12 protein-coding genes and 2 tRNA genes are annotated in these 14,126 nt (G+C 35.6%); 7 read left to right on the forward strand and 7 right to left on the reverse strand.

Annotated features, from left to right (window positions below):
- The 3 genes from HJ01_RS06710 to HJ01_RS06720 form a co-directional block, all read right to left on the reverse strand.
- On the reverse strand, positions 1 to 2,334 hold the full coding sequence (locus HJ01_RS06710; protein ID WP_007137586.1) for a T9SS type B sorting domain-containing protein: 2,334 nt from the start codon (positions 2,332 to 2,334) through the stop codon (positions 1 to 3).
- A gap of 57 nt (positions 2,335 to 2,391) precedes the next feature.
- Positions 2,392 to 2,937, reverse strand: coding sequence for an RNA methyltransferase (locus HJ01_RS06715; protein ID WP_007137587.1), 546 nt, complete (start codon positions 2,935 to 2,937; stop codon positions 2,392 to 2,394).
- A gap of 71 nt (positions 2,938 to 3,008) precedes the next feature.
- Complete coding sequence (locus HJ01_RS06720; protein ID WP_007137588.1) at positions 3,009 to 3,443, reverse strand: DUF1573 domain-containing protein; 435 nt, start codon at positions 3,441 to 3,443, stop codon at positions 3,009 to 3,011.
- Positions 3,444 to 3,605: 162 nt separating this feature from the next.
- Here HJ01_RS06720 and mutS point away from each other — a divergent pair, with 162 nt between their 5' ends.
- The 4 genes from mutS to HJ01_RS06740 all read left to right on the forward strand — a co-directional run bounded on the left by mutS (position 3,606) and on the right by HJ01_RS06740 (position 7,067).
- Positions 3,606 to 6,212: a DNA mismatch repair protein MutS gene (mutS, locus tag HJ01_RS06725; protein ID WP_007137589.1), complete on the forward strand. Its 2,607-nt coding sequence runs from the start codon at positions 3,606 to 3,608 to the stop codon at positions 6,210 to 6,212.
- A 147-nt stretch (positions 6,213 to 6,359) separates the two neighbouring features.
- A tRNA-Gly gene (locus HJ01_RS06730) sits at positions 6,360 to 6,435 on the forward strand.
- 76 nt (positions 6,436 to 6,511) lie between these two features.
- A tRNA-Leu gene (locus HJ01_RS06735) sits at positions 6,512 to 6,597 on the forward strand.
- 122 nt (positions 6,598 to 6,719) lie between these two features.
- Positions 6,720 to 7,067, forward strand: coding sequence for a YegP family protein (locus tag HJ01_RS06740; protein WP_007137590.1), 348 nt, complete (start codon positions 6,720 to 6,722; stop codon positions 7,065 to 7,067).
- 82 nt (positions 7,068 to 7,149) lie between these two features.
- On the opposite strand, the gene HJ01_RS06745 is transcribed toward HJ01_RS06740, so the two are convergent.
- Both HJ01_RS06745 and HJ01_RS06750 read right to left on the reverse strand, forming a co-directional pair.
- Positions 7,150 to 7,338 (reverse strand): hypothetical protein, encoded by a 189-nt coding sequence (locus HJ01_RS06745; protein ID WP_007137591.1) that lies wholly within the window; start codon positions 7,336 to 7,338, stop codon positions 7,150 to 7,152.
- Positions 7,339 to 7,815: 477 nt separating this feature from the next.
- Positions 7,816 to 9,042, reverse strand: a complete 1,227-nt coding sequence (locus HJ01_RS06750) for a 3-deoxy-D-manno-octulosonic acid transferase (protein ID WP_007137593.1) — start codon at positions 9,040 to 9,042, stop codon at positions 7,816 to 7,818.
- 220 nt (positions 9,043 to 9,262) lie between these two features.
- Here HJ01_RS06750 and HJ01_RS06755 point away from each other — a divergent pair, with 220 nt between their 5' ends.
- The 3 genes from HJ01_RS06755 to HJ01_RS06765 all read left to right on the forward strand — a co-directional run bounded on the left by HJ01_RS06755 (position 9,263) and on the right by HJ01_RS06765 (position 12,681).
- Positions 9,263 to 10,396 (forward strand): DegT/DnrJ/EryC1/StrS family aminotransferase, encoded by a 1,134-nt coding sequence (locus HJ01_RS06755; protein ID WP_007137594.1) that lies wholly within the window; start codon positions 9,263 to 9,265, stop codon positions 10,394 to 10,396.
- A 66-nt stretch (positions 10,397 to 10,462) separates the two neighbouring features.
- A complete protein-coding gene (galE, locus tag HJ01_RS06760) occupies positions 10,463 to 11,482 on the forward strand; it encodes a UDP-glucose 4-epimerase GalE (RefSeq protein ID WP_007137595.1) in 1,020 nt (339 codons plus the stop codon).
- Positions 11,482 to 12,681, forward strand: a complete 1,200-nt coding sequence (locus HJ01_RS06765) for a glycerophosphodiester phosphodiesterase (RefSeq protein ID WP_081478704.1) — start codon at positions 11,482 to 11,484, stop codon at positions 12,679 to 12,681. The genes galE and HJ01_RS06765 overlap by 1 nt, the downstream gene beginning before the upstream one ends.
- Positions 12,682 to 12,746: 65 nt before the next feature.
- On the opposite strand, the gene HJ01_RS06770 is transcribed toward HJ01_RS06765, so the two are convergent.
- Entirely contained in the window at positions 12,747 to 13,004 is a 258-nt protein-coding gene (locus HJ01_RS06770) for a hypothetical protein (RefSeq protein WP_007137597.1), read from the reverse strand.
- A gap of 134 nt (positions 13,005 to 13,138) precedes the next feature.
- Positions 13,139 to 14,014, reverse strand: a complete 876-nt coding sequence (fabD, locus tag HJ01_RS06775; protein ID WP_007137598.1) for an ACP S-malonyltransferase — start codon at positions 14,012 to 14,014, stop codon at positions 13,139 to 13,141.
- Positions 14,015 to 14,126: the final 112 nt, after the last annotated feature.

Raw genomic sequence — 14,126 nt, forward strand, 5'->3', positions numbered from 1 at the left:
CTATCTTTTTAATGAAAAATGACCTGTTATTTCGGGTTTAGTGTCATCAAATCTTAAACGATACCAATAATCATCTGCAGGTAAAATTTTGCTATTGTATTTACCATCCCAACTATATTTACTTGGAGTTAAGTTTGTTATTAACTTACCGTATCGGTCAAAAATTTGAGCGCTTGAATTAGGGTAGTCGCGCATTTCCTTTATTTCCCATACATCATTGAAACCGTCATTATTTGGAGTAAAATATTTTGCTATGGTAAAAACAGTAAAATCTTGAGCTATTAGATTGCATCCGTTATTATCTCTTACAAATGCAGTACTTAGACCGCTAGAAATGTATGCAAATTGATTTGAAACTTGGAAATCTATGCCGTTAATCGAGTATTCATAGTAGCTTTGATTGTTTACTAATTCTATTTTGATTGAATTTTCATTTACCAGAATTGAATTAAAAATAGGTTTTGGATGTTCTGTAACGCTAATGTTCTTTTTTGATTCACAAGAAACGACAGTCGGTGAACTAATAGTTACGCTGTAATTACCTATGGTAGAGACTGAAATCACTTGGGTCGTTTCGCCGCCCGGTGACCATAAATAAGTCATACCGGAGATTGAAGCGTCTAATATGATGCTTTCGCCCTGACATAAAACTACTTCCTCGGTAATTGTGTTTATAGGGTATACTGTTGCTGTTACTTCAGTTCTGAGGCTTGTACAACCATTTGAAATGGCTTCAGCATAATAAGTTGTTGATGCGTTTATGACTGGGGTCATAAAAGAATTTCCTGTGTATAATAAAGAGCCTCCAGTTGGTACATCGTACCAATTTATATTTCCAGTTGACGCTACTGCTTCTAGAGTAACGGTTCCTGAACCACATATGGAAGATGGGGAGGCAGAGTTAACCGTAGGTGAATTGTTTACAGTTGCAATAACAGCGGTTCGTGTCGGGCTTGTACAGCCATTTGCAATAGCATCAACATAATAAGTGGTAGTTATTGAAATTATTGGAGTTGTAAAAGTATTTGCTGTCGCCAATAAATTTCCTGATGAATTATACCAGTTTGTCGTTCCTGCTGAAGCTGTCGCTGTTAAAGTTGCATTCCCAGAGTTGCAAACTGAAGTTGCGCTTGTTGATGTAATTGTTGGTAATGTCTTTATAGTAGCTATAACTTCTGTTCTAGAAGTAGTTGGGCAATTTCCATTTGTGGCGTCAACGAAATAAGAAGTTGTTGTGTAAATTGTAGGTGTTGTATATGAATTTCCTGTATGTATAGATGAACCTCCAGTTTTTGTAGTGAACCAATAGGTGTTGCCATTTGAGGCGGTAGCTTGTAACGTGACATTGCCCGAGTCGCAAATTGAAGCTGAAGTTGTGCTATCTATTCTGGGAATCACGATAGTAGTACTTGCAGAAATTTGAAGAATTGGATCTCCGGGCATTCCGCCATATTCTACAATGTAGCCCTTAGGTTGGTAATTTCCACTAGGCTCACCAGTATTTGATAAATCATTCCAAGATCCTGGAATTCCAACTCCGGGAGCAGTAATATGTGCATAATCTTCATTTTCAGACTGGTTAGGTTCATTGGTGTTCCAAAGCGCAAAATTGGGAGTAGAACCGTTTACAGTACCATTCCAAAATATAACTCTGTCAATAACTGGTCCTGTTACCCATTTCCAGATACCTTCGATTTCCGCATCACTTCCACCAATCCAACCAGCTCCTGCTGCTTGTTCTCCTGAAATTATAGCCTCATCTGCAGTTAAAATTGTCGCTAAATAACCTTGTAAACCATAATAATTAAGTGACTCTGCTGCTATTTTAGCATTGGTCCAAGTAATTCCTAAATTAGGGACATATTGATAATAATGTCCTGTTGAAGGAAGATAGTTGGCTTGACCAATACTTATGGAAAAATTTCTAATCCCAGATGGTGCAAAACTTGAATTACTGAACTCGATATCTTTTATCGCTGAAACGAAATCTATGTATAATACCGGTGTTCCACTAACGGGACTTGATAGTTTTAGTTTTCCTGCAATAGGATCCCAACTGGATATAATCGTTGGGTGTGAAGTAGGATTAACTAATTGTAAGTTATCTTGTCCATTAACATATCCAGCTGATATTTGGATATAAATAGCATCTGTACTTGTGTCATCAGAATCGGTTATTGTTACGTCTGTTACAATTTTTAATGAACTTCCTGCGCAATATATCTGATTTCCGGTTGCAGTAATTATGGGGGCTCCGTTTGCAAATAAAGATTTAGTTAATTTTGGTTTTGGAGACTCAGTATTTGCAAAGTTCTGATTTGAAATAAGAAACATAAAAACTAAAATTATACAAAACGATTTGTTTTTGCCCATTCTATAAAAGTATAGTTTTTAAATTAACTGTTTTGGCCAATTTAATTTTTGAAACAAATCCCAAACAACTATTCCTGTACTTACAGAAATGTTTAATGAATGCTTAGTTCCTAGTTGGGGAATTTCTATGCAGCCATCGCATTGGGCAACCGCTGCCTGTGAAACTCCATGCACTTCGTTTCCAAAGACCAGAGCATATTTTTTGCCTTTTTCTACTTCAAAATCTTGAAGAAATATGGCGCTTTGCACCTGTTCTATGGCTAGGGTTGTTATATTGTCGCTCTTCAAATTTTCAATAACTTCAAGAACATTTTTGTTGTGTTCCCAAGTAACAGTTTCAGTTGCGCCCAAGGCTGTTTTGTGAATTTCTTTGTTTGGAGGGGTTGCTGTGATACCACATAAATAGATTTTTTCAATCAAAAAAGCATCGGCAGTCCTGAAGACGGAGCCAATATTGTGCAAACTGCGGACATCGTCTAAAACGATAATAATTGGAGTTTTTTCTGATTCTTTAAAGGCTTCAATTGATTTTCGATCTAATTCGCTGTTTTCTAGCTTTCTCATTCCGTTTTGAGTTTGATTCAAAAAAAAAAGCTTCCGATTTAAGGGAAGCTCTTCTTTCTATTAATTAAAATTTAGCTTTTTGATGCGTCGTCAGCTAATACAGTTCCTTTTATTGTAAGTACTTTAGTTGGACTTCCTGCAGCATTAGATGTTACAGTTACTGTTTTTGTGAATGCCCCAACTCTGTCAGTAGCATATTTTACACCAATAATTCCTTTTGCTCCTGGAGCAATTGGCTCTTTTGGAGATGTAGGAACAGTACAACCACATGAACCTTGAGTGTTTGTAATAATTAGCGGCTTGGTCCCGTTGTTTGTAAAAACAAATTCACGTTTTCCATCCGCGTTGTGTGCGATTGTTCCGTAATCAATTGTTTCTGAAACGAAAACCATCCCTGCTCCATCTACTTTAGCCACCTTAGCCTTTATCTTTTTTGTAGTTTCCTGGGCATTAGAAGTAGTAACTCCTAAAACGGTTAGCATAGCTAGTAAAATTATTTTTTTCATTTTGTGTCAATTTTAAAATTTATAACAAATCTAAATAAAATATTGAATTTACATCTTAATTTTTACTTAAAAAATTTCTAATTTTTTTTTAACCGCCGACTTATTAGTTATTAAATATTTAAATTCGCTGATATTTTTCTCATACATATAAAATCAAATAATTTGGCAGCTAAAGATAAAGTGGTTAAGGAAACACCGTTAATGAAACAATATAATGAGATCAAAAGGAAGTATCCGGATGCATGTTTGTTGTTTAGAGTAGGCGATTTTTACGAAACTTTTGGTGATGATGCAGTAAGAGCTTCTAGGATTTTAGGGATTACCCTGACAAAGAGAGGGGCGGGCTCTGCAACGGAGACGGCATTGGCGGGTTTTCCACATCATTCGATAAACACCTATTTACCTAAATTAGTTAAAGCAGGTCTTCGTGTCGCAATTTGTGATCAATTAGAAGATCCTAAGATGACAAAAACTATTGTGAAACGAGGGGTAACTGAATTGGTTACTCCGGGAGTTTCCATGAATGATGAAGTTTTAAGTTCCAAAACAAATAATTTTCTAGCTTCAATATATTTTGCCAATAAATCGATTGGAATTTCCTTTTTGGATGTTTCTACTGGAGAGTTTCTTACAGCCCAGGGGAATGCCGAGTACATCGATAAATTACTGCAAAATTTTAGTCCAAGTGAAGTTTTGATTCCGAAAAATAATAAAAATGAATTCCGTGAAATTTTCGGAGATGACTATCATAGCTTTTATTTGGAGGATTGGATTTATAAAGAGGATTATGCATTCGAAATCTTAACAAAACATTTTCAAACGGTTTCCTTAAAGGGATTTGGTATTGAAGACTTGAAGGAAGGGATTATTGCTTCTGGAGCTATTTTGTATTATTTATCAGAAACGCAGCACAATAAAGTTCAACACATCACGGCTATTCAGCGTATAGCTGAAGATGCTTATGTTTGGATGGATCGATTTACGATTCGTAACTTAGAATTGTATCACAGTTATAATCCAAATGCTGTTACTCTTTTGGATGTAATTGATAAAACGCTTTCGCCAATGGGAGGACGCTTATTAAAGCGTTGGCTTGCATTACCGTTAAAAGACGGAAATAAAGTTCGAAGTCGTCATCAGGTAGTTTCCTATTTGAAAGAGAATCAGGAAGTTTTGCAAAGTATGCAGCAACAAATCAAACAGATTTCAGACCTGGAACGTTTGATTTCCAAAATAGCTGCGGGAAAAGTATCGCCGCGTGAAGTTGTATATCTCAAAGAATCGTTGGATGCAATTATTCCTATAAAAACATTAGCCTTAGAAAGTCCGCAGGATGCAGTAAGGATTATTGGCGACAGTTTGCATAGCTGTGATTTATTGCGCGAAAAAATTAAAATGACATTAAACCAAGATGCGCCGGTAGCTGTTGCGAAAGGGAACGCTATTGCCAAAGGAATTAGTGAAGAACTGGATGAATTGAGGGCAATCTCAACTTCCGGCAAAGATTTTTTAGATGGAATTGAAAAGCGAGAATCGCAATTAACAGGTATTTCGTCGTTGAAAATTTCTTTCAACAACGTTTTTGGTTATTATATTGAAGTAAGGAACTCACATAAAGATAAAGTGCCGTCAGAATGGATTCGTAAACAAACATTAGTAAATGCAGAGCGTTACATTACTGAGGAGTTAAAAGAATATGAAACTAAAATTCTGGGTGCTGAAGAAAAGATTCAAAAAATAGAATCAGAGTTGTTTGAGCAATTAGTTGCTTGGATTGCAACCTATATAAAACCAGTTCAATTAAATGCTAATTTAGTGGCGCAGTTGGATTGTTTGTGTTCTTTCACACAGTTGGCTATCGAAAACAGATATGTTTGCCCAGAACTTGATGAAACCTTCGAACTGGAAATTAAGAACGGTCGTCATCCTGTTATTGAAAAGCAATTGCCAGTAGGAACTCCTTATATTGCAAATGATGTTTTCTTGGATCGAGAAACCCAACAGATGATTATGATTACCGGTCCTAATATGTCTGGAAAGTCTGCTATTTTACGGCAAACCGCATTAATCGTGTTGTTGGCTCAAATGGGAAGTTTTGTCCCTGCTGACAGTGTAAGGATGGGGACTGTTGATAAGATATTTACCAGAGTGGGAGCAAGTGATAATATCTCAATGGGTGAATCTACCTTTATGGTCGAAATGAATGAAACAGCCTCTATTTTGAATAATATTTCCGATAGAAGTCTGGTTCTGCTAGACGAAATCGGGAGAGGAACCAGCACTTATGATGGGATTTCTATCGCTTGGGCTATTGCTGAGTTCTTACATGAACATCCTTCTAGGCCTAAAACGCTATTTGCAACGCATTATCACGAGTTAAATGAGATGACCGAATCCTTGCCAAGGATTCAGAATTACAATGTCTCAGTCAAAGAGCTTAAAGACACTGTTCTTTTTATTAGAAAATTGGTAAAGGGAGGAAGTGCTCACAGTTTTGGAATTCACGTGGCAAAAATGGCTGGAATGCCTCAAATCGTGATTTTGAAAGCACAAAAGTTATTGAAGAAATTAGAAAGGGATCATTCTGGCGATGTATTGAATGGAATAAAATCGGAGAAAGACGAAATGCAAATGAGTTTCTTTAATTTAGACGATCCTTTGTTAGAGGAAATCAAAGAGGAAATTCTAAATCTCGACATAAATACCATAACCCCGATGGAGGCATTGATGAAATTGAATGAAATAAAAAGAATGATCACCAGAAAATAAATTTATTTTTTTAAAGTTGGGGATATCAATAGTTTAACTTTTATCTTAAATTTTTTTGTAAAAAAGACTTGTGTAATTCAATAAATGTCCTAAATTTGCATCCGCAATACAGAACAAGTATTGCGGTTCTTTTTAAGAAATGAAAATGCGAAAATAGCTCAGTTGGTAGAGCGCGACCTTGCCAAGGTCGAGGTCGCGGGTTCGAGCCCCGTTTTTCGCTCCAAACCATAAAATACTTGGATGGTAATTATGTTTAATTAATTTTTTAAAATTAAATATAAAAATCGAAGAGTAATAATGCTCGGATGGTGAAATTGGTAGACACGCTGGACTTAAAATCCAGTGAACAGCAATGTTCGTGCGGGTTCAAGTCCCGCTCTGAGTACTAAAGCCTCTTCTTTTGAAGAGGCTTTTTTTTTGTTTATATACGGATGCTTCTTCATTCAGAATTTAAAAGTAAATGTTAATTCTAATTGGTTTTAAAATTAAATATCATCTATTCAAAATATGGCTTCTTTTGTAATTACGAAACGATTTAGCGGAGATTATAAGTTTGAGCTTACATCTAGAAAAGGGAAAACCATTTTTACGAGTAAAGCGTACGAGTTGAGAATGGATTGTGAGTCTGATGTAGAGTATGTAAGATCGGCCTTTCAGACTTGTTCTTTTGTAAAGTTTAAAACGACTGGCGGAAAATTTTTCTTTAGGCTAGTCATTGGTGATGTGGTTATGGCTACCAGTAGGAAGTATACGACGGAACTGATGGTGCAGAAAGGAATTGACGAAATAGTTAAGTATGGTTCAGAAGCGGAGATTCTGGATTTCTCTAATAATGATTTTAAATTCGAGGACTAGTATCTTTATAATTTAATTATTGGCAATAAAAAAGCCATCACGTTTGCACGGATGGCTTTGATTTTTTTTGTGTAATTAAAAATTACTCAGCAGCAGGAGCTTCAACAGCAGCAGAATCAACAGCTACAGCCATAGTATCTACAGCAACAGAATCAACAACTACAGCAGTAGTATCAGCAGCTACAACTTCTTCAGCAGGAGCGTCAGCTTTTTTACAAGATACAACAGTTAAAACAGCAACAACAGCTAAACTTAAAAATACTTTTTTCATCTTAATTTAATATAAAGGTTAATTATTAATTCGACGCAAAGATATACATTTTTTGATATGTAAATAATTTTTTTATTTTTTTTTTAAAAATAATATTTCATTTGCGTTTTTACTCGAGATGGCAAGAATAATGCCGAATAATAATGCTTTGAAAAGAAGTTGCTTTTTTTTGAATTATCTAAAATTTTGAAGCCTATTTTTGTGAGATTACTATTTTACCACCCTTTTATTAAATTCTACAACGTATTTTTAATTAATTGGTTTTAAATATATTATATTGTTCTTATTGAGTATTCGTAAAATATTTTACCAACTTAAAATGTGGCGAGATCGTTTTTTAGGAAGGAAAGGATCTTTGCTCAGTAAATGGATTTATTGTTCTAATTCGTCAGCTATTGATTTCTTTTCGATTTAAAGAAAATAGAAGGATAATAGCTGCAATATAACTAAGAATTTAGGGCTTAATCTTTGTTTGATTTACAAGGATTTCATGATGATGTTTGTCGCGCCTTTGTTCATTAATACAAAAGTGCTGCAAATGTGTCCTTTTTCACTTCTGATGGCATCGTTTAAAAGTAAATCTTTAAAGGCGTCATTCAATTCTTTCTTGGTCGAAATAGAGATGCAGCCGCCCATATTTACCAAAGCCGTCGCTTCTGCAAAATGAGAATAATTTGGACCTATCACGATTGGTAGACCAAAAGTAGCTGGTTCTAGTAAATTGTGGACACCTGGATTACCGAATCCTCCACCCACATAGGCAATGTCAGCATAGCTATAAATTTTCGTGAGAATACCAATAGTGTCTATTATGAATACATCAAAATCAGCAAGGTTTTTGCCTTCCATTTCTGAGAACAAAACGGTTTTTTTTGTGATTCCATTTTTCAACAATTCTATTTGGTTGTCTTTTATGTTGTGGGGAGCGATGATGAACTTGACATCAAATTCATTTTTATTGATGAAATCGATCAATAAGGTTTCGTCTTTTGGCCAAGAACTCCCAACAACGATTGTCAATGTGTTGTTTTTGAATTCGGAAATATATGGCAAGGAATTGTCTTTTTCTAAAATGGCCGCCACCCTGTCAAAACGAGTATCGCCTGAAACAGCAACATTTGATTTGCCTAATTGCTGTAATAGTTTTTTTGAAGCTTCATTTTGTACAAAAAAATAGGCAAAGCTGTCTAGTGCTTTCCTGTAAAAACCGCCGTACCATTTAAAGAACATTTGGTCTTTCCTGAAAATGCCAGATATTAAATAGGTAGGCGTATTTTGAATCTTGAGCTCATTTAGATAGTTTAGCCAGTATTCATATTTTATAAAAAAAGCTATTTCAGGATGAACGATGTTTAGGAATTTCTGTGCATTGCTTCTAGTGTCAAGGGGCAGGTAAACAGTAGCAGCTGCAACGCTATTGTTTTTGCGGACTTCATAACCTGAAGGAGAAAAAAAAGTAACTACAATTTTGTGAGAAGGATATTCTGTTTTGATTTTTTCAATTACAGGTAAACCTTGCTCATATTCTCCCAGTGATGCCGCATGGAACCAAATTGTCTTATCTGAAGGTTTTATTTTCTGTTCTAAAGTAGCAAAAACATGTTTGCGGCCTTCTACAAAAAGATTGATCTTTGAATTGAATAAAGCGATTAATTTTAAGAGTGAACCCGTAATTTGTATTACGATATTATAGAGGAAAAGCATACCGGGATTTTTATTTTGCTAAAATACAGTTTCTTTTGTTTATCGTTTAAATCTTCGTGCTTAAATTCATATTTTTGCAGTTAACAATTGTAATAATGTATAAAAGGATTGCTTCGATTTAAAAGAGTGCTACATCCGAAAGGAATATATAAGTTCAGCTACTTTGCATGCTTTGTGCCTTTTTTGAGTTTTGGGGTTAATTGGCTTAAATAAAATATAAATGAAAAAAATCCAAATGGTTGACTTAAAAAGTCAATACGATAAAATTGCAACTACTGTAAATGATTCTATTCAAGAAGTTCTAGATACAAATACTTATATCAACGGACCGCAGGTGCATCAATTTCAAAAGTCATTAGAGCAGTATCTAGATGTGAAACATGTAATCCCTTGTGCAAACGGGACTGACGGTTTGCAAATTGCTATGATGGGACTTGGTTTAAAACCGGGTGATGAGGTAATTACTGCTGATTTTACTTTTGCCGCCACGGTAGAAGTGATTGCTTTGTTGCAACTAACGCCCGTTTTGGTCGATGTTGATATGTATAACATGAACATTTCTATCGAAGCTATTAAGCGTGCAATTACTCCAAAAACAAAAGCGATTGTTCCTGTTCATTTGTTTGGTCGTGCTGCTAATATGGAGGCTATTATGGCTTTAGCCAAAGAACATAATTTATATGTCATTGAAGATAATGCGCAAGCTATTGGTGCTAATTGTAAATTTTCAGATGGCAGTAAAAAGAAAGCTGGAACTATTGGTCATGTAGGATCTACTTCGTTTTTTCCGTCTAAAAACTTAGGCTGTTATGGTGATGGTGGTGCTATTTTTACAAATGATGATGCTTTAGCACATACTCTACGTGGAATTGTAAATCACGGAATGTACGAGCGCTATCATCATGATGTGGTGGGAGTAAATTCTCGATTAGACAGTATTCAAGCTGCTGTTTTGAATGCAAAGTTACCTTTGTTAGATCAATACAATAAAGCAAGACAAGATGCTGCCAGAAAATATTCTGCCGCTTTTGACGGACATAAGAATATTATTGCACCACAAATTTGTGATATTTGTGATTGCCATGTGTTTCACCAATATACTTTGCGAATTGTAAATGCTGATAGAAATGGATTAATGCAATATTTGTTAGATAAAGGAATTCCTTGTGCTATTTATTATCCAATTCCTTTGCATTCCCAAAAAGCATACGCAGACTCTCGTTATAAAGAAGAGGATTTTCCTGTGACAAACCAGTTAATAAAAGAAGTGATTTCATTGCCTATGCATACGGAACTTGATGATGAACAGATCAAGTTTATTACCGATAGCGTTTTGGGGTTTTTAAACAAATAATTTTTCGATTAATCGTTTTATCGATAGTCTGACTGATTATCGAGCAAATAAACAAATAAAGAAGAAATGAAAATATTAGTTACAGGAGGTTTAGGTTTTATAGGGTCGCATACTGTTGTCGAACTGCAAAATGAAGGTTTTGAAGTAATAATAGTTGATAATCTTTCTAATACTTCATTGGATGTACTGGATGGAATTTCAAATATCACAGGGAAAATTCCGGCATTCGAAAAGTTAGATTTACGCGAAAAAGATAAAGTGCAAGAGTTTTTTAGAAGACATGTTGATATTGTGGGCGTTATTCATTTTGCGGCTTCAAAAGCAGTTGGCGAAAGTGTAGAGGACCCTTTATTGTATTATGAAAACAACATCAATACCTTAGTTTACATTCTTCAGGAGTTACAGCGAAAACAAGAAGCGAGCCTGATTTTTAGTTCCTCTTGTACCGTTTACGGCCAGGCCGAAATAATGCCAATTACAGAAGGCGCTTCTATTCAGCCAGCAATGTCTCCTTATGGGAATACGAAACAGATAGGGGAGGAAATCATAACAGATACCACTAAAGTAACTAATATCAATGCTATTTTGTTGCGTTATTTTAATCCAATTGGTTCTCATCCTTCTGCTGAGATTGGTGAATTACCGTTAGGTGTTCCTCAGAATTTGGTTCCATTTATTACACAAACGGGTTTTGGTTTACGTAAAGAACTGGCTGTTTATGGAGATGATTACCCTACACCTGATGGAACTGCGGTACGCGATTATATTCACGTTGTAGATTTGGCAAAAGCCCATGTGATTGCTTTGCAGCGATTATTGAATAAAAAAAATCTTGAAAAAGTAGAGACTTTTAACTTAGGAACAGGAACAGGAAGTTCTGTATTAGAAGTAATTCAGGCTTTTGAAAAAGTAAGCGGTCAAAAATTACCATATAAAATCGTGGGGCGTAGAGAGGGAGACATTACTTCGGCTTATGCCAATACTAGTAAAGCCAACAATGTACTAGGGTGGAAAGCTAAATCAACACTTGAAGAAGCGATGGCTAGTGCATGGAAATGGGAGCTGAAAGTAAGAAAAGCACAATAATGATAAGGAAAAGCGCGCTGTTTTTGAGTTTAATTTTAATCATATCATGTAAAAGTTATGATAGGAGTAAATCAATTCTTTCAACTCAAAAACAGAGTACTTTAAGTGGCGGGAGCACTATTGTGATTGGACACCGCGGTACGCCAGGGTATTTACCGGAACATACTATTGAAGGATATACTAATGCCATAAAAATGGGAGCCGATTTTATTGAGCCCGATTTGGTGATGACAAAAGATGGTTTCCTAGTCGTTCGCCATGAACCGATGTTATCAGGAACTACTAATGTTTCTGAAATTTCTGGATTTGCATCCAAGAAAACGACTAAAAACGTAGACGGAAAAGAAATAAATGATTGGTTTGTTTCTGACTTCACTTTATTAGAAATAAAACAATTACGTGCAAAACAGGCTTTTGCAGAAAGACCACAAGAGTTTAATAACTTATATCTCATTCCCACATTTGAAGAAGTTATTGCTCTCGCAAAGCAAAAATCAAAAGAATTAGGTCGGACTATCGGAATATACCCAGAGACGAAACACCCTTCTTTTCATGAAGCGCAAAATTTACCTATTACAGATAAGTTATTGGAACAATTAACAGCAGCTGGCTGGAATAGTTCAGACGCTCCCGTTTATGTCCAATCGTTTGAAGTTTCAAATTTGCAATATATTAGAAAAAGATCAACGGTTAAAACCATTCAATTATTGAGTTGTTATGACGTTGCTCTAAATGGAGATTTAATTTTCACAGTCCCAAAAGGGGAATTAATTTCTGACGGAATGCCTTACGATTGGTACTTGAAAGGAGATAAAAGAGATTTTAGTTTTTTCATCAGTCCGGAAGGATTGGATTTTGTGAAAACTTATGCTAGCGGAATTGGCCCTTGGAAGACTTTTATTATTTCGTACACAGGAACTGATGTAAATAAGGACGGAAAGGCTGATGATATAAACGGTGATGGAAAAGTAGATGATGCTGATAAAATAGCGTCACCGCCAACAAACTTGATTCATGAAGCCCACAAAAGAGGTTTGCAAGTGCATGCTTATACTTTTAGAAATGAAAACCGACGTTTACTTAACAGTTACAATGATGATCCTATTTTAGAATACCACGCTTTTTACAAATTAGGAATTGACGGTGTGTTTTCTGATTTTAGTGATACCGCCGTTCAAGCCAGGTTATTACCGTTTTAAATTAGTTATGAAATAACTTAAAACATAAAAGGCTATCACTTGATAGCCTTTTATGTTTTTTTTAATTATTCTGTAGCAGCTTCTTTCATTTTTTTGCCGGCCTCATCCATTTTCGCAGCTCCTTTTTCAAGAGTTTCACCAACTTTTACTTTGGTTGAGTCAACTGCAGCGTCAACTTTAACAGCTGCTGTATCTATAGCTTCGTCCATTTCTGCACCAACAGCTTCTGTGGCTTCTTTCATTTCGTCTTTGGTTTCTGTCTTACAAGAAACGGTCATTAAAGTGGCAACAAATGCTAATCCCAAAAGTATTTTTTTCATCATTTTGTATTTTATAAATTAAAAATTTTAGTGAACTTACTATATAAAGATATTAAAAAAACCCTTGCAAATATTTATTTGTAAGGTTTTTGTTCGTTTTTTAGGATTTCCTTCTGGGATTTGAAACTTGATTTTATTTATGCGTTAGCAGTTGCTACTTCTTTATCAATTTTCCCAATCAAACCAGCTAATACCTTTCCAGGGCCAACTTCAGTAAACAAAGTAGCACCATCTTTTATCATTTGCTGTACGGATTGTGTCCATTTTACAGGAGCAGTCAGTTGTATGATTAAGTTTTTCTTGATTTCATTGGCATCAGAAACTGCGCTAGCTGTTACATTTTGATAGACTGGACAAATAGGCGTGGAGAATGTAGTTGCTTCAATAGCTGCTGCTAATTCTTCTCTAGCTGGCTCCATCATAGGCGAGTGAAAAGCGCCACCTACAGGCAATAATAAAGCTCTTTTTGCTCCAGCTTCTTTCATAGCTACGCAAGCTGCTTCAACAGCCGTAGTTTCTCCCGAAATTACTAATTGTCCCGGGCAGTTGTAGTTTGCAGCTACAACAACTCCGTCGATTGATGCGCATACTTCTTCGACAACATTGTCAGCAAGTCCTAAAACTGCCGCCATAGTTGAAGGTTTTATTTCGCAAGCTTTTTGCATCGCTAAAGCCCTTTGTGAAACTAATTTTAATCCGTCTTCAAATGATAAGCTACCGTTAGCTACTAATGCTGAAAATTCTCCTAGAGAGTGGCCCGCTACCATTTCTGGTTTGAAATCGGTACCCAAGGTTTTGGCCAAAATAACCGAATGTAAAAAGACGGCTGGTTGAGTAACTTTGGTTTCTTTCAACTCTTCTGCAGTACCTTCAAACATAATATCCGTGATACGAAAGCCTAATATTTCGTTTGCTTTTTCGAATAAGTCTTTGGCTAATGCCGAATTTTCATATAAGTCCTTGCCCATTCCTGTGAATTGTGCCCCTTGACCGGGAAAAACGTATGCTTTCATAAAAATTGTTTAAAGTTTAAGGTTTCTCAAATTATTAAAATGAAACCGACTGCAAAAATAGCACTTTTTTTAGGAGTGCCAACAATTGTTGTTATTAGCAACAGTTCTATTG

The sequence above is a fragment of the Flavobacterium frigoris PS1 genome (assembly GCF_000252125.1).
In the GTDB taxonomy this organism is placed as follows: Bacteria; Bacteroidota; Bacteroidia; order Flavobacteriales; family Flavobacteriaceae; genus Flavobacterium; species Flavobacterium frigoris_A.